Annotated in this window: 16 protein-coding genes; 9 read left to right on the top strand and 7 right to left on the bottom strand. The window is 74.4% G+C overall.

Going from position 1 to position 13,808, the window contains the following annotated elements:
• The first annotated feature begins 131 nt into the window (after positions 1-131).
• The 4 genes from ACFVU7_RS29530 to ACFVU7_RS29515 all read left to right on the top strand — a co-directional run bounded on the left by ACFVU7_RS29530 (position 132) and on the right by ACFVU7_RS29515 (position 3,448).
• Complete coding sequence (locus ACFVU7_RS29530) at positions 132-683, top strand: GNAT family N-acetyltransferase (RefSeq protein ID WP_049650601.1); 552 nt, start codon at positions 132-134, stop codon at positions 681-683.
• A 23-nt stretch (positions 684-706) separates the two neighbouring features.
• Positions 707-1,429 carry a leucine-rich repeat domain-containing protein gene (locus tag ACFVU7_RS29525; RefSeq protein ID WP_388048056.1) on the top strand — a complete coding sequence of 241 codons (723 nt, stop codon included), beginning with the start codon at positions 707-709 and terminating at the stop codon, positions 1,427-1,429.
• A 224-nt stretch (positions 1,430-1,653) separates the two neighbouring features.
• The gene (gene thrS / locus ACFVU7_RS29520) at positions 1,654-2,955 is read left to right on the top strand and encodes a threonine--tRNA ligase (protein WP_388048054.1); all 1,302 of its coding nucleotides are present in this window, start codon (positions 1,654-1,656) and stop codon (positions 2,953-2,955) included.
• Between the two features lie 208 nt (positions 2,956-3,163).
• The gene (locus tag ACFVU7_RS29515) at positions 3,164-3,448 is read left to right on the top strand and encodes a hypothetical protein (protein WP_388048053.1); all 285 of its coding nucleotides are present in this window, start codon (positions 3,164-3,166) and stop codon (positions 3,446-3,448) included.
• A gap of 69 nt (positions 3,449-3,517) precedes the next feature.
• On the opposite strand, the gene ACFVU7_RS29510 is transcribed toward ACFVU7_RS29515, so the two are convergent.
• Entirely contained in the window at positions 3,518-3,946 is a 429-nt protein-coding gene (locus tag ACFVU7_RS29510) for a VOC family protein (protein WP_388048051.1), read from the bottom strand.
• Positions 3,947-4,027: 81 nt separating this feature from the next.
• On the opposite strand from ACFVU7_RS29510, the gene ACFVU7_RS29505 reads away from it, so the two are divergent.
• Positions 4,028-4,525 carry a MarR family winged helix-turn-helix transcriptional regulator gene (locus ACFVU7_RS29505; protein WP_388048049.1) on the top strand — a complete coding sequence of 166 codons (498 nt, stop codon included), beginning with the start codon at positions 4,028-4,030 and terminating at the stop codon, positions 4,523-4,525.
• A gap of 22 nt (positions 4,526-4,547) precedes the next feature.
• Here ACFVU7_RS29505 and ACFVU7_RS29500 read toward each other — a convergent pair whose 3' ends face one another.
• Complete coding sequence (locus ACFVU7_RS29500; RefSeq protein WP_388048048.1) at positions 4,548-5,174, bottom strand: C40 family peptidase; 627 nt, start codon at positions 5,172-5,174, stop codon at positions 4,548-4,550.
• 228 nt (positions 5,175-5,402) lie between these two features.
• Here ACFVU7_RS29500 and ACFVU7_RS29495 point away from each other — a divergent pair, with 228 nt between their 5' ends.
• From ACFVU7_RS29495 to ACFVU7_RS29485, 3 genes are all read left to right on the top strand, one after another.
• Positions 5,403-5,810 (top strand): RidA family protein, encoded by a 408-nt coding sequence (locus ACFVU7_RS29495; protein ID WP_049652920.1) that lies wholly within the window; start codon positions 5,403-5,405, stop codon positions 5,808-5,810.
• 145 nt (positions 5,811-5,955) lie between these two features.
• Positions 5,956-6,687: a hypothetical protein gene (locus ACFVU7_RS29490; RefSeq protein ID WP_388048046.1), complete on the top strand. Its 732-nt coding sequence runs from the start codon at positions 5,956-5,958 to the stop codon at positions 6,685-6,687.
• Positions 6,684-7,982 (top strand): nucleotidyl transferase AbiEii/AbiGii toxin family protein, encoded by a 1,299-nt coding sequence (locus ACFVU7_RS29485; RefSeq protein ID WP_388048045.1) that lies wholly within the window; start codon positions 6,684-6,686, stop codon positions 7,980-7,982. The genes ACFVU7_RS29490 and ACFVU7_RS29485 overlap by 4 nt, the downstream gene beginning before the upstream one ends.
• Before the next feature lie 106 nt (positions 7,983-8,088).
• On the opposite strand, the gene ACFVU7_RS29480 is transcribed toward ACFVU7_RS29485, so the two are convergent.
• Both ACFVU7_RS29480 and ACFVU7_RS29475 read right to left on the bottom strand, forming a co-directional pair.
• The gene (locus ACFVU7_RS29480) at positions 8,089-9,384 is read right to left on the bottom strand and encodes a hypothetical protein (protein ID WP_388048043.1); all 1,296 of its coding nucleotides are present in this window, start codon (positions 9,382-9,384) and stop codon (positions 8,089-8,091) included.
• Between the two features lie 66 nt (positions 9,385-9,450).
• The gene (locus tag ACFVU7_RS29475) at positions 9,451-10,809 is read right to left on the bottom strand and encodes a hypothetical protein (RefSeq protein WP_388048041.1); all 1,359 of its coding nucleotides are present in this window, start codon (positions 10,807-10,809) and stop codon (positions 9,451-9,453) included.
• A 152-nt stretch (positions 10,810-10,961) separates the two neighbouring features.
• Here ACFVU7_RS29475 and ACFVU7_RS29470 point away from each other — a divergent pair, with 152 nt between their 5' ends.
• Positions 10,962-11,153, top strand: coding sequence for a hypothetical protein (locus ACFVU7_RS29470; RefSeq protein WP_049652898.1), 192 nt, complete (start codon positions 10,962-10,964; stop codon positions 11,151-11,153).
• Between the two features lie 33 nt (positions 11,154-11,186).
• On the opposite strand, the gene ACFVU7_RS29465 is transcribed toward ACFVU7_RS29470, so the two are convergent.
• The 3 genes from ACFVU7_RS29465 to ACFVU7_RS29455 all read right to left on the bottom strand — a co-directional run bounded on the left by ACFVU7_RS29465 (position 11,187) and on the right by ACFVU7_RS29455 (position 13,550).
• Positions 11,187-11,819 carry a peptidase inhibitor family I36 protein gene (locus tag ACFVU7_RS29465; protein WP_375876800.1) on the bottom strand — a complete coding sequence of 211 codons (633 nt, stop codon included), beginning with the start codon at positions 11,817-11,819 and terminating at the stop codon, positions 11,187-11,189.
• A gap of 155 nt (positions 11,820-11,974) precedes the next feature.
• A complete protein-coding gene (locus ACFVU7_RS29460) occupies positions 11,975-12,823 on the bottom strand; it encodes a DUF4389 domain-containing protein (protein ID WP_388048039.1) in 849 nt (282 codons plus the stop codon).
• A 148-nt stretch (positions 12,824-12,971) separates the two neighbouring features.
• A complete protein-coding gene (locus tag ACFVU7_RS29455) occupies positions 12,972-13,550 on the bottom strand; it encodes a hypothetical protein (RefSeq protein WP_388048038.1) in 579 nt (192 codons plus the stop codon).
• Between the last annotated feature and the right edge of the window lie 258 nt (positions 13,551-13,808).

The raw sequence follows: 13,808 nt of genomic DNA, 5'->3' as shown, positions 1-13,808 counted from the left end.
GCGGTCCGGCGGCCGGCAGTCGGAGCCCCGCCCGCCCTCGACAACAGGGGGTCGGACGGGCTTCGGAGTTCCGGTGGGCGGCTCGGGTGCGTACGGTGATCCACACAGATCATCGGAGAGGGGTGCGCGCCATGGCGGGGACGGAACCGGGCTCGGAGACGGTGCTGACCACCGAACGGCTGGTGGTGCGTCAGTGGACGGTGGCGGACCAGGAGCGCGCGTTCGACATCTACTCCCGCTGGGAGGTCGCTCAGTGGCTCGGCCGGACGCCGCGCGCCCTGGCCCACCCCGAGGAGGCCCGCCAGTACATCGAACACTGCCGTGAGCGCTCCACCGGCCCCCGGTACGGGGTCTGGGCGGTCGAACGGCGGGACACCGGCGTGGTCGCGGGAGCGGTCCTGCTGCTTCCCGTGCCGGACGGGGACGGCGAGGTCGAGATCGGCTGGCACCTCCACCCGGACAGCTGGGGCCGGGGCATCGCCACCGAGGCCGCCCGGGCCGTCCTGGCCAAGGGCTTCGCCGACGGCCTGACCGAGATCCGCGCCATCCTCGCCCCGGACAACACCCGGTCGGCGGCGGTCTGCCGGCGCCTCGGGATGACCAGTACCGGACTGACCGACCGCTGGTACGGCCGGGAGCTGGCGGAGTTCCGCATCGGCCCGGCCCAGGGCGGGCAGGCATGACAGCGGGGGGAGGAGCAGCGGACGTGACGCTCAACCTCTGGCGCCGCCCGCTTGATGAGGTGCCGGCCGAGGTGTGGGACCGGACCGAGCTGACCGTGCTCATCCTCGCCGAGACCGGCATCCGGGAACTCCCTCCCGGCATCGGCCGGTTGACCGGCCTGCGGACCCTCGACCTCGGGCACAACCGGCTCGCCGCGCTGCCGGTCGAGCTCTGCGACCTCACCGGGCTCCGGGACTTCCTCTACCTCCACGACAACGCGCTGACCGCCCTGCCCGAGGGGCTCGGCCGGCTCACCGCGCTGCGCTACCTCAACGTCGGTGAGAACCGGATCGCCGAACTCCCGGCCACCATCGGCGAATTGGCCTCGCTGGTCGAGCTGCGCGCCCAGCACAACCGGCTCACCGCCCTGCCGGAGTCGATCGGCGGACTCGGTGCGCTGCGTGAACTCTGGCTGCGCGGCAACGAGTTGACCGGACTGCCGGAGTCGGTCGGCGGCCTCGCGGAGCTGCGCGAGCTGGAACTCCGGGAGAACGCCCTCACCGAACTTCCCGCCGCACTCGCCGGGCTTCCGCGACTGCGCCGCCTCGACCTGCGCGGCAACCGGATCACCGAACTGCCCGACTGGCTGGCCGACCCGGGGGCGCTGCCCGCGCTGGAGAAGCTGGACCTCCGGTGGAACGAGGTGCGGCCGTCGGCCCGGCTGCTGGCGGCGCTGGCCGCACGCGGGTGCGTCACGCTCTTCTGAGCCGCCGGGCCGGGATTCGGGCCCCGATCCCGCTCTGGAAAAGATCACCGCCGGCGGACCGGAGCTGTTACCGTGGAACGTATGAAGCGCGCTGCACTCGCCACGACGACGCCGGAGAGAGTCCCGGCGCGCTGACTGCTGACCTAGTCCGAAGCCCCGGGGCGAGTGCCCCGGGGCTTCGCCGTTCCCGGTCCCACTCGCCCGCAGACCGAGTGGAGACCACCATGCGTAACCAGCCCTCGCACGACAACGCGGCCCACGACCACGAGTCCCACGGCCACCCGGCCCACGACCACCGCAAGCTCGGCCGTGATCTCGACCTCTTCGACACCGACCCGCTGATGGGCTCCGGCCTGCCGTACTGGCTCCCCGACGGCGCCGCGATCCGGCACTCCCTGGAGGAGTTCATCCGCGACCGCGAGCGCCGGGCCGGCTACCGCCACGTCTACTCCCCGGTGCTCGCCAAGCGCGAGCTGTACGAGATCTCCGGCCACTGGGCGCACTACCGCGAGGACATGTTCCCGCCCATGGAGCTGGGCTCCGAGGAGATGGTGCTGCGCCCCAGCCTCTGTCCGCACCACGCGCTGATCTACCGCTCACGCTCCCACAGCTACCGGGAACTGCCGCTGCGCATGGCCGAGTTGGGCGGCATGTACCGGTCCGAACTGTCCGGGGTGCTGGGCGGGCTGACCAGGGTCCGGGCGATCCAGCTGAACGACGCCCACATCTTCTGCACCCCGGAGCAGGCGGCCGACGAGGCCGTCGCCGCACTGGAGCTGATCCGCGAGGCGCACCGGGCGCTGGGCGTCGTCCCGGTCCGCTACCGGCTCTCGCTGCCCGGCGCGGGCGGCAAGTACGTCGCCGACCCGGCGCTCTGGGAGCGTGCCGTCGCCCTGCTCACCGAGGTACTGGAGCGCTCCGGGGTGCCGTTCGAGGCGGCGGAGGGCGAGGCGGCGTTCTACGGTCCCAAGATCGACGTGCAGATCGCCGACGGCGCCGGGCGCGAGTTCACCCTCTCCACCGTGCAGATCGACTTCCACCAGCCCGAGCGGTTCAACCTGCACTACATCGGCGCGGACGGCGCCAAGCACCGCCCGGTGATGGTGCACCGCAGCGTGATCGGCAGCGTCGAGCGCGTGGTCGCCCACCTGATCGAGCTGTACGGGGGCGCGTTCCCGGCCTGGCTGGCACCCGTCCAGGTGGTGCTGCTGCCCGTCTCCGAGGCCGAACTGCCGCAGGCCGAGCGGTTCCGGCAGCGCTGCCTGGACCTCGGGCTGCGCGCCGAGGTCGCCGGCCCCGAGCACAGCAGCCTCGGCGCCCGGATCCGCGCGGCCCGGCTGGTGCCGTACCAGGCGGTGATCGGGGTGAAGGAGGCCGTGGACGACCGGGTCGCGCTGCGGCTGCGGGACGGCCGCCGGCTGGAGCCGCTGCCGGCCGAGGAGGCGTGGGCGCGGATCGGCGCGCTGGTGGCGGCGTGCGACGCGGAGCTGTGGCCGGAGGGCGCCTCGGGGCGGCCGGAGAGCTGATCGCCGGGGCGGCGGCCGGGAACGGGGAGGTGGCGGCCGTGATCGAGGGGGTGGCGGCCGTCGGCTCCGTCGGCCGCCGCGCCGGTGGCGTACGTACGACTAGTGCGGTGCACGGTGTGTCGGCCGGGCCGCGGGTGGCGGACGCCCGTCGAATGGGCCGGGCGGCCGAGTCCACCGCCGCTGTCCCCACCCGTCCGGAGGTACCCCGATGCGCATTCCCCGCGGCCTCGCCGCTCCCGTCCTGGCCGGCTCGCTCGCCCTTGCCGGGGCGGTGGCCGCCACCCCGGCCGGCTCGGCCGAACTGCGGCCGCTGCCCAGCCCCGCCGTCCAGTACTGCGCCGCCGTACTCGGGCACGTCCCGGGCGCCGATGCCGCTTCGCAGGCCCTCGGGCGGGCCTGCTCCTCGGACTACCGGGCCGAGCAACTCGCCCAGGCCGAACGTGACTTCGCGGCATCCGGGCCGGCAGGCCAGCCCTCGCTGCCGATGGAGTAGGCCGGGCCGGGACGTTCCGTCGAACGACCCGCGCCGCTGGAGTCCGAGGCCCCGCGCGGCGCGGGCCGGTCAGTAGGACTGGAGCTCGACCAGGCGGCCGTCCGGGTCGCGCAGATGGGTGCTGCGCAGGGTGGGGCCCCACTCCGGGCGGTCGGTCGCGGGTGCGACCGGGGTGCCGCCGTGGCGCAGGCAGAGGTCGAGGGCGGCGTCCACGTCGGCCACCCGCAGGACCAGCATCGCGGTGTCCTGTGCGAGGGCGGCGGGCGCGGTGGGTGTGCCGGTGTGCCCGGGCGGCTCGGCGGTGCCGAGGGCGGCGGCCAGCGCGGAGCGGTCGAAGAGGGCGAGCAGGGCCTGGTCGGCGAGGTCCCAGTTGGCGTACGGGCCCTCGGGCGAGCCCTTGACCAGGGTGGCGCCGGTGAGCGGCGGGAGGACGGCGCGGTAGAAGTCGAAGCACTCGGCGAAGCGGGTGACGAGCAGGCGGGGGTACAGGGCGTCCACGGGCGAACTCCTGGCAAGGGGGCGGCGGTTCCGAATTGATGGGTCGGCACCCACTATAGGGACGGACCCTAGACTGTCGCCATGGCCTCCGAGAACCCCCAGCACGCCACCGAGAACGCCAGGTCCGCCGCCGGGCTCCCCCCGACCCTGCTGGACCTCACCACCTACCTGCTCTCCCGGGTCGGCAAGGCGGCGCGCGGCCGGTTCGCCGAGCGGCTGGCCGAACGCGGCCTGCGGCTCTGGGACATGGCGGTGCTGGCCGCGCTCGCCGACTTCGGCCCGCAGGCCCAGCGGGACCTGGTGCGGCGGCTGGCCATCGACCCGAGCGACCTGGCCAAGGTCGCCGACCAGCTCGCCGCCGCCGGGTACGTCGAGCGCGCCAGGGACCAGGCCGACCGGCGGCGGGTCTCGGTCTCCGTCACCGACGCCGGACGGGCGCTGCTCGCCGAACTCGACGCCCAGGCGCGGGCGGTGCAGGACGAGGTGCTCGCGCCGCTGGACGCGGGGGAGCGGCGGACGCTGCAGGAGCTGCTGCTGCGGGTGCACCACGGGATGGGGGAGCGGCGCGGCGGCCTGTGAACAGCCGGGCGGCTTGACCGGCTCAGGAGGTGGGCTGCCCAGGGCGGCGGGCACCGGCGAACTCGCCCGCCCAGCGCGGGACGTCGAGCACGTTCTCGACCCGGGCGACCAGGGTGCCGGTCCGCTCGGCGTGGATCATCGCGCCCTCGCCGACGTGGATCCCGACGTGGTGCAGGGGGGCGTCGGGGCGGGAGAAGAAGAGCAGGTCGCCCGGGGCGAGCGCGTCGCGCTCCACCGGGGCGCTGAGGTTGAACTGGGCGACGGTGTAGTGCCCGAGCTCGACGGTGCCGTGGCTGGCCCGGTACCAGCAGTAGAGCGACAGGCCGCTGCAGTCGAAGCCGACCGTCTTCTCGCCCATGCACACGCCGTTCAACCAGCCGTTGTCCTCGTCGCAGAAGCCGAGGCTCGCGCCCAGCCGGTCGCCGCCACCCCAGGCGTACGGCACGCCGAGCTGGCTCGCGGCCACGGCGGCGACCCGGCGGCCCAGCGCTGCGGCCGGCAGCGACCCGGCCGTATCCGGCGGGGCGTCGGACGCCGCCTGGGCCGCCGGGCCGAGCGCCGGGACGAGGCCCGCCCCGAGCGCGAGTCCGAGCATGCGGCGCCGACGGACTCCGGAAGCCTGGTCGCGGCCGGACGGTTGGGGCTCCATGGCGGTGCCTCCCGGGGCTGGAGGTGGATGAGCGCCCGGGGGCGTGGTCCCCGGGCGCAGGCACCAGGATGGCGCTCCGGCGGGCCGGTCCGCCATCCCCCGCAACGGTGAATCGTGGACGCAGGAGGCCCGGAACGGAAGGGAGTTCACCGGTTAAATGGTTTGACGGTCGCTCAGGAGAGGCCAACGATGGGCGCGAACGTTCGGTCGGGACCGTCGGAGGACCACATGAGCAGCGCCGTCAAACTGATCCGCACCACGCGGCTGACCAGGGCGGTGGACTACGCCTACGCGGCGGAGGTCGACGCCCCGGTCCGCTCGCTCTGGCTGGCCGGGGCCTGCCCGCTCGACGAGGAGGGCCGGACGGTCGCCGTCGGCGACTTCGAGGCCCAGGCCCACCAGGTGATGCGGAACCTGATAACCGTGCTGGAGGAGTCCGGCGCCTCCCTCACCGACATCGCCCGGACGACCGTCTACGTGGCCTCCGCCGACCAGGCGGACCTGGTGAAGGTGTGGAACGTCTACCGCGCCTACATGGGGGAGCACGACGCCCCGAGCACCCTGCTCGGCGTCGCCGTGCTCGGGTACCACGACCAGCTGGTGGAGGTGGAGGCCGTGGCCGTCCTGCCCTCCTGAGTCGTCCTCATCAGAGCGGAGTCGACCGGTGCCGACCGGAGTCGACGGGGCCGGCGGGCCCCGCCCGGCCGTCCCAGCGGAGGAGGGCCGCGGCGGCACCGGGGCGCCCGCGGCGTTGTCGGAGCGGCTTGGCAGGATGCTCCCCATGCTCCTGACCCGTTCCGACCAGCGCCGTGACGACCGGCCCGCGCCTCCCGACGTCCGGGGCGACTTCGAGGTCCACCTGACCGTGGAGCCCGGAGCCGCCGAGGCGCTGGCCGCGTGGGCGCGGGGCCACCACGTGAAGTTCACCCACATCCTGCTGGCCCGCGGTGCGGCGCCCTCGCAGCCGATGCTCACCCTGCGCGCCGACGGCACGCTGGCGGAGGTCGCCGCGGTGACGTCCCGGACGGCCGACGGGCTGGCCCGAGCCGGGTTCACCGTCCTGCGGGCGAAGATCGAGGCCGCGCCGTGGGCACACGGCGTCCCGGCCTCGGACGAGGACGCCGTGCCGCACGGAGCCGGCCGGTACTTCGAACACCACGTCAAGCTGCTGCTCCCGGGCCCGGTGCCCGAGGCGGACCACGCGCGCCTCGCCACCCTCACCGAGCTGGCCGTCCGGCACGGTGCGCACCTGTCGCGCAATCCGCGCCGGGTGCGCGCGGACGGCCGGTGCGAGTGGTTCGTGACCCAGCGGTGCCGCTCGGTGGGCCTGGACACTGCGGGCCGCCGGCTGGAGGCGCTGCTGCGGGACCTCGCCGCCGACGGCCGCGAGATGGTGTCCGTGGAGCGAGAGTTCGTCGTCGTGGACAGCCACGAGGACCTGGACGCGGGATGGATCAGCGAGCACGGGCACGGCGCCCGGCCGTACGGAGACGGAGAAGGAGAGCAAGGATGACCGAGGGCAAGTCCCCGTCGCCGGTGGCGTGGGAGAACCTGAACTGGGGACCGTGGCAGGGCGTGGTGCTGCCCAAGCGGCCGCCGTCGGAGGAGGTCCGTGAGGACCGGGACCTGCCCAGGACCATCCGGCCGGTCGACGACGAGGCGGTCAGCCAGCAGCCGGTCTTCGACCCCGCCCTCGCCGGGTACGCCCGGGCCCTCCGGCCCAGCGAGCCGGCCTTCGCCGACCCGCGGCTCGCCGAACGCTGGCTCGCCGCCCGGCGCGAGGCGCTGGCCACCGTGCTCTCCGCCGTCGCCGACTCGCCGTGGGCCGACCACCTGGTGCTGCGCGGCAGCGTCCTGCTGCGCGCCTGGTACGGCGAGCAGGCACGGGAGCCGGGCGACCTCGACTTCGTGGTCCGCCCGACGGACTGGGAGCTGGCCGACGAGCGCACTGGCCGGATGTTCCGGGAGCTCGCCGCCGGCGCCGAACGGCTCTCGGGCACCGTGCGGGTGCACGCCGACCAGGCGGTCAGCGACGAGATCTGGACCTACGACCGGGTGCCCGGGCGCCGGCTCGTCCTGCCGTGGACGGCCCCGGGCGTTCCGGGCGGGTCGGTCCAGCTCGACTTCGTCTTCACCGAGCACCTGCCCGTCCCGCCGCAGCCCTACCTGCTCCCCGGCGTCACCGGCCCGCTGCTCGGCGCCACGCCCGAGCTCTCCCTCGCCTGGAAGATCCTCTGGCTCGTCTCGGACATCCACCCGCAGGGCAAGGACCTCTACGACGCGGCCCTGCTCTCGCGCACCGCCGAGGTCCCCTACGAGCTGCTCCGGGAGGTCTTCACCCAGTCCGACCCGAACTGCCTGTACTGGCCGGTCTTCCCGGAGCAGATCACCGGACTCGACGTCGACTGGGACGAATTCGCCAAGGACTACCCGCAGTTCGCCGACCACGGCGAGGAGTACCCCGCGCAGCTCCTCGCCCGGCTCCACCCGACCTTCGCCGACCACGGCGAGTACGCGCTGCGCGCCCGCTGGCTCGCCCCGCTGACCGAGGAGCTGCGGCAGACGCTGGCGGACGCCGGCATGGACGAGGTCCAGCGGCGGATGTCCGGACGCCGCATGCTCCCGGACAACACCCTGGTGATCACCGGCGAGCTGCTCGGCGGGGACCTCGACGGCGCCCACCGCATCGTCTCCGGCCACCTCGGCAGCCAGGTGGACCGGATGACCTACCGGCTCGCGGAGGCCGCCGACCGCTACGCCGCCGAACTCGCCGACGGCCACGGGACGGGAGGCGGTTCCGACAGCTGACACCCCGCCTGACAGTCGCACGACCGACCGTCAGGACAGGCCGTGCGGCGGCCGGGGCCGCCGCACGAGAAGCGGCCCCGGTACGGCGGCGCGGCCCGCTCCGCGGTCAGTCGATGTAGCCGGCCGTGCGGTAGCCGCCGCGGGCGGTGCGGTCCACCTCGTCGGCGCCCCAGGTGTGCGGCACGGCCAGCTTCCAGCGGGCGCGCAGGACGGCGTGCTCCTCGCGGTTCCTGGTCACGTACCACTGCCCCATGCGGCACCAGGCCAGCGGCTCGTCGGCCTCCGTGGCCACCGCCCGCACCAGCTGCGCCGCGTGCCGGGCCACCTCGCCCTCCAGCGCCTCCAGGTACTGGTTCATCCGGTAGGTGGCCTGGTCGCCGTGCTGGAACATGGCGTACTCGGAGCCGCCCGCCATGTGCAGCCGGCCGTGCTCCATGGCCACCTTGCCGCTGCGCACCACCTCGCCCTCCTGGGCCGTCCCGGCGATCCCGGCGTTGAGCCGGTCCAGCAGCTTGGCCTTCTCGGGGGTGGCCTCCGGGATCTGGCCGCCGCCCGTGCCGCCCTGCGCGGAGTAGACCTCGTGCAGGTCGTAGTCCCCGGTGTAGAGGTAGCGCTTCCAGTGCGGATCGGCCTTCAGCTGGGTCAGCGCCGGGCCGCCGTCCTGTGTCCGCAGGTCGATCGGCACGTACTGCTCGCCCCCGGGGCCGGTCTGCACGATGCCCAGGTCCAGAACGGACCGGGGCGGGCGGTCGATCCGGATGCCGGCCAGGCCCTGGTCGTTCCAGTGGCCGACGAAGCCGCTAAGGTCCTGGGCCTGCAGCCAGCGCAGCACCGTCGCCGGGTCGCCCTCGGCCTGCCCGGGCCCGGTGCCGTACTTCTTGCGGACGGAGGAGGGCTTGATGGACTTCTCCAGGATGGTGTGCGGCTTGGGCTTGGCGCCCTCCGCGATGCGCCGGATCGAGTGCTCCCCGGTCTCCCGCACGGCGATGGTGTACTTGTGCTTCCGGCACACCTCGGAGATGGCGGCCCAGTGGTCCTCCCACACGATGGTCCGCAGGTCGGCCGCCCGTCCGCCGGAGGCGGCCTGCCCGTCGGGCGTGGCGGCCTCGCAGATCCTCAGCACGTTGTTCTGGTCCAGCTGCACCCGGGGCCGGCGCGGGGCGGCCTGGTCGCCCGGTGCGCGCTGGAGTCCCACGGCCGCCCGGCGGTCGTCCCGTCCGGTGCCGTCCCGCTGCTCCGCGATCATGCGCGCCGTCGCCGCGTTGCCGACGGTGCGCTGCAGGGCCGCGGCGCCCCGCGCGGGCGCGTCCCCTTCGGAGCGTGCTCCGGTGCCGGGGCGCCGGGCCGGGCCCGCGTCGCGCTGAGGCTGCCCGGCCTTCTGCGGCTGTTCCCTCGAGTGCATGCTGCGACCTCCTCGGTCCCCTCCGTCCCTTTATACAAGGGGAGTTCGCCGATCCCGGGGGAAAGCTCAGACGGTGCCCTCCCGGTCCGCCGCCCCGGGCCCGGAGGGCCAACCGGTCGTGCACTCCAGGACCCGGCCGTCGGCCGTGCCGACGAGCAGGCGGCCGGCCCCGGTGGCGGTGAGCGCGGTCGGGACGACGGGGACACCGGCGACGGTCAGCCGGTGGCGCCGGCGGAGGGCGCCGGTGCGGAGGTCGAGGGCCATGAGTTCGCCGTCGCGGTAGGCGACGTGGGCGGTGTCCGGGTCGGTGTCGAGGTCGAGGGCGACGTGGTCGGTCCGGAACACCCAGCGCGGCGTGCCGTCGGTGCCCGAGCGGCGGACGACGAAGGAGCCGCCGGGCTGCAGCCCGTGGCCGCTGTAGACGGTGCCGGCGTACACCAGGTCGCCGTCGGCGGTCTCCACACCCGGGCCGGGGAAGTGCGTCTCCCCGGGCTCCCAGGAGAACGGGAACAGGGGTTGGAGGTCCGCCCCGTCGGGGGAGCGCACCGAGAGCACGTACGGCTCCGTCTCCCGACGGCCCGGCGGCGGGGCCTGGTTGGCGTAGTCCCGGCTCCCGCGCCGGATCCGCAGGCGGTCGTGCACGTCGAGATACGGGACGGTGCGGTGCCGGAGCAGCAGGCCGTCGGGGAGCGTGGTGCACCCGGGCTGCTCCGGGGCGTCGTCCTGGTCGCCCTCCTCATCGTCCTCCTCGCGGGCGAGGGTGGCCAGGACCGCGCCGTCCGGTCGTTCCTCGACGGCGAGGACGTGCCGCCGGGGCTCCCAGTCCGGGCTCAGGGCGGAGAGCGCCCGGTTGGCCTCCTCGCGTCCGTCGGCCCGCGGGGCCGGGACCCGCGGGCCGGCCAGGTCGTCGAAGGTGAGCGAACGGGGCGCGGCGGTGCGCCAGTCGGGCCGACGTACGACGGCGACGTGGCCCTCGACGTGCGCCTTTCGGTCCTTCCAGTCGTCCGGCGGTGACATCAGCACGCGCAGGGCCTGGTCGTCGAGCCAGGTCAGTCCGAGGACCCTGCGGCCGAAGTCGTGCTCGATGAGCGAGGTGGTCGTGCCCGTCTCCCAGTCGAGCAGGAGCAGCTCGCCCTCGAAGAAGTAGCCGCCGTCGTACGCGCCGGTGCCGACGGCGAGAAGGGGCGCGGTGGGGTGGAAGGCCAGCGCGTGCACCGGGAAACGCGTCCGGAGCACGGCCCGGCAGCCGAGGTCCCCCGTGCCGTACACCCCCACCGTCGCGGTTCGGGCGAACGCGCGCTCGCCCGCGACGGCGAGCAGGCCGCGCGCCTCGTCGGGCACGGCGAGGACGGGGCGGCCGACCTCGGCGAACGGGCGGTCGCCGAGGACCCGGAGGACGCGGACGGGGTGGAGCGGGGAGGTCATGCGGAGATTCTCCCAGTCGGCGGCGACGGTCCGCGGGCGGGTCCCGCCGATCGGGGCGGCGGCCGCCTCAGCGTCAACGCCGATTGACGCTTACCGTGCCCAGCGGGCCGTGTTTGCAAGGAAGTTGGCCGCTCCGCCCCTACCCTTGGGCCATGAAACAGCACATCGTCACGCTGGTCCTCGCGGGCCTCCTGCTCGGCATCGTCGCGTTCGGTGCCGGCTGGTTCGCGGCGGACTCCCGGCAGACCGCTCCGGCGCCGACCTACATCACGGTCACGCCGGAGCCGGTCGCCACCGGCGCGGTCTCGCCCCCGGCCTCGGCTGCCTCGGCCGGTAGCCGGTAGCGGGCGGCCGGTGTCCGGAGGCGGGGGCGGCCGCTACTGCCGGACCGCCCAGAACCGGTCGGCCATGTTGTCGTACGCGACCGACGCGGACAGCGACTCCGCCGGCTCCTTCCAGAGCATCTGCCACTGGCCGTCGCCCGGGTCGTTGTCCACGATCACCTCCAGACCGCGTGCCGTGTTCACCCAGCTGCTCGCCTGGTCGCGGAAGCCGTAGTCGGTGAAGTACACGGCGGCGTCCTCGTGGAAGAGGTTGAACTGGAGCCGGCGGCCGCCCCAGTTCCGGTCGGCGTAGAAGCAGTAGTAGGACGGCTCGCTGACCGGGGTGGGGCAGTGCTTCCAGTCCGGGCTCCGGACGGTGCGGCGGCGGTGGTCGCCGCTCCACGGCGGCGCCTGCGCCTGCCCGGGCAGCGGGAGCACCAGCACCGCTCCGTCCGGGAAGGTGATCTCGTTGGCGGCGGTCTGCCGGCCGCCCTTGCCCGCGGCGAGCTGGGCGTCCACCGCCTGCTGCAGCACGTCGCGGTCGCCGTCGCTCAGGGAGGTGATGATGGCTCTCTGGTCCCCGGCCTGGCTGGGCGCGGCGGCGGCCTGCGCCCCGAGGGGAGCGACCAGGAGCACGAGGGCCCCGGCGGTACGGACGAGGAGTCGGCGGACTCGAGAGTGCGTCATATGCCAAACGTAGCCGCGCACATACCGCCGGTAACCTTGCTTTCTCGATCAGACGGCGCGTACGCGGCAGCGGTGCGCCGGTGCGTACGCGCCCCCGGATCGGGCGTGGCCGCGGACCCGCTACCCGTCACCCGTCACCCGCTACCTGCTACCCGCTACGCCTCGCCGAGCGGCCCCCGAGGAGCACGGTCGGCGGGGCCCGGCACGAGGGGCGCGGTGACGCGCTGGGTCGGGGCGGTGCTGTCGTTGTCGTCGCTGTCGTCGTCGTCCGAGTTCACCGAGGCGGTGATCGAGCCCGTCAGCGAGGAGGCCAGGCCGAGGAGCAGGAAGAGGACGAGCAGGCCGCGCGCGGCACCGCTCAGGACCAGCGGGCGGGTGGCCGAGACCGGGCCCGCAGGCTCGCTGCCCGGCTCGTCGCCGAACAGGCGCTTGGGGTAGGCGGACGAGATCATCGTCAGATAGGCGGTGTAGCGCACCCGGTAGCGCAGGATCGCGGCCGTCGCCTCGTACAGCGGCTGCGGCATCCGGCCGAGGACCAGCACCACCAGCCAGAGGACGAACGACACCGTCCACCACCCCGCGTACACCAGGCCCTGCACGATCGAGGCCGGGATGACCAGGATGATGCGGAACAGCACGGCCAGCCGGTTCAGCTCGCCCGGCCGCAGCTCGACCTGCACCGGGTACTCGGGCACCTCGAACCGGAACGGCGGATAGCGGTCCACGGTGAGCATCAGGTACGCGGTGACGCGGGTGTCGTACGGGACGAACACGGTGAGGTAGTCCGCCACGAAGTCGGGCAGCCGGCCGAGCACCAGCGCGCCGAACCAGCCGACGACGGTGACGAAGAACGCCACCACCGACAGTACCCACACCACCACGAACTGGGGGATCAGCAGCAGCGCGCGCAGCAGCACCGTCCAGCGGTTCTGCGGGGCGGGCGCCGGCATGTCCAGCACCGGGAGCCACTCACGGCTGACGGGGGCGGGAGGAGCCTGCCACATCCGGGCCTCCACGGTCTCGGGACGACGGGACCCGGCCGTCGGGCGGCGACCGGGTGCCCTCCGAAGATCGCAGCACCCCGCCCGCGGCGCGCGCCACGCTGCGCCGGACGGGGCAGCCGCAGAAGTGGCGGGGATGCTCCAGCGGCTGTCAGGCGAGCTTCGCGCAGAGCGGTTCGGCGGAGCCGTGCCTGAGGGTCAGCGTCTTGTAGCCGGTGGAGCTGATGTCGATGGTGTAGACGCCGTCGACGAGGTAGAGGTCGCGGGGCAGGTTGCCGCCGTTCGGGCCGACGCCGAGCAGGACCGGGCCGTGGGCGTGCCAGGTCTGGGACCTGTCGGCGCGGTAGTCGACGACAGCCCGGCCACCGGCGTCCGCGACGTACGAGGCGCCGGTCGTCGCGTTGGTGATCCGCAGGACGAGGGCGCCCCGGAAGGCGGCGCGCCGCACGGTGGTGCCGTCGGGGGCGTACTCCAGCACCCGCCGCTGCCCCTCGTCGACGACGGGCTCCAGGTGCACGGGGAAGTCGCAGCGGGAGCCGGCCGGGAGGTCGGAGGCCGGCGTGGGCCACGCCTCCCACCCGCCCTGACCGGCGACGGCCCCGGGCGCCCCGGGTGTTTCGGAGGAGGCGGCGGAGGCGGGCGGGACGGTCGCGGCGCCGACCGGAGCGGCCGCCAGACCGGTGACGGCGGCCAGCGCCGTGGCCGCGGCAGTGAGCAGGATTCTTCGCATGATCGGTCCTCCTGGCGAGGTGTCGGACGTGCGGGGGCCCAGCCTGGCAGGCGCCCCGACCGGATTCTCACCACGATCCCCGGGCCGCCGCCGCCCGAAGCCTCCCGCTGGGCGATCCGGGTCCCAGGCCAGTCCTCGCTCTCCCGTTGTTCACCCGTGGGGCAGGAGGGACGGCGTCAGGTCCATCGGTAAGTGTTTGACGCCCTCCTCCTGGACGCGAGTGGTCGGCGGCGCCGGTGCGGGTTGGCGACCTGTGGG

The organism is Kitasatospora sp. NPDC058046 (assembly GCF_042885595.1).
In the GTDB taxonomy this organism is placed as follows: domain Bacteria; phylum Actinomycetota; class Actinomycetes; order Streptomycetales; family Streptomycetaceae; genus Kitasatospora.
The sequence above is the reverse complement of the archived record's forward strand: the minus strand, read 5'-3'. Positions and strand labels throughout refer to the sequence as shown.

What these genes read in the sequence shown, in the direction of transcription:
- ACFVU7_RS29475 (WP_388048041.1), bottom strand. Translation starts at nt 10,809, where the DNA reads ATGACCTCCCCGCTCCACCCCGTCCGCGTCCTCCGGGTCCTCGGCGAC.
- ACFVU7_RS29455 (WP_388048038.1), bottom strand. Translation starts at nt 13,550, where the DNA reads ATGCGAAGAATCCTGCTCACTGCCGCGGCCACGGCGCTGGCCGCCGTC.
- ACFVU7_RS29490 (WP_388048046.1), top strand. Translation starts at nt 5,956, where the DNA reads ATGCTCCTGACCCGTTCCGACCAGCGCCGTGACGACCGGCCCGCGCCT.
- thrS (WP_388048054.1), top strand. Translation starts at nt 1,654, where the DNA reads ATGCGTAACCAGCCCTCGCACGACAACGCGGCCCACGACCACGAGTCC.
- ACFVU7_RS29485 (WP_388048045.1), top strand. Translation starts at nt 6,684, where the DNA reads ATGACCGAGGGCAAGTCCCCGTCGCCGGTGGCGTGGGAGAACCTGAAC.
- ACFVU7_RS29530 (WP_049650601.1), top strand. Translation starts at nt 132, where the DNA reads ATGGCGGGGACGGAACCGGGCTCGGAGACGGTGCTGACCACCGAACGG.
- ACFVU7_RS29470 (WP_049652898.1), top strand. Translation starts at nt 10,962, where the DNA reads ATGAAACAGCACATCGTCACGCTGGTCCTCGCGGGCCTCCTGCTCGGC.
- ACFVU7_RS29480 (WP_388048043.1), bottom strand. Translation starts at nt 9,384, where the DNA reads ATGCACTCGAGGGAACAGCCGCAGAAGGCCGGGCAGCCTCAGCGCGAC.
- ACFVU7_RS29465 (WP_375876800.1), bottom strand. Translation starts at nt 11,819, where the DNA reads ATGACGCACTCTCGAGTCCGCCGACTCCTCGTCCGTACCGCCGGGGCC.
- ACFVU7_RS29515 (WP_388048053.1), top strand. Translation starts at nt 3,164, where the DNA reads ATGCGCATTCCCCGCGGCCTCGCCGCTCCCGTCCTGGCCGGCTCGCTC.
- ACFVU7_RS29460 (WP_388048039.1), bottom strand. Translation starts at nt 12,823, where the DNA reads ATGTGGCAGGCTCCTCCCGCCCCCGTCAGCCGTGAGTGGCTCCCGGTG.
- ACFVU7_RS29500 (WP_388048048.1), bottom strand. Translation starts at nt 5,174, where the DNA reads ATGGAGCCCCAACCGTCCGGCCGCGACCAGGCTTCCGGAGTCCGTCGG.
- ACFVU7_RS29495 (WP_049652920.1), top strand. Translation starts at nt 5,403, where the DNA reads ATGAGCAGCGCCGTCAAACTGATCCGCACCACGCGGCTGACCAGGGCG.
- ACFVU7_RS29505 (WP_388048049.1), top strand. Translation starts at nt 4,028, where the DNA reads ATGGCCTCCGAGAACCCCCAGCACGCCACCGAGAACGCCAGGTCCGCC.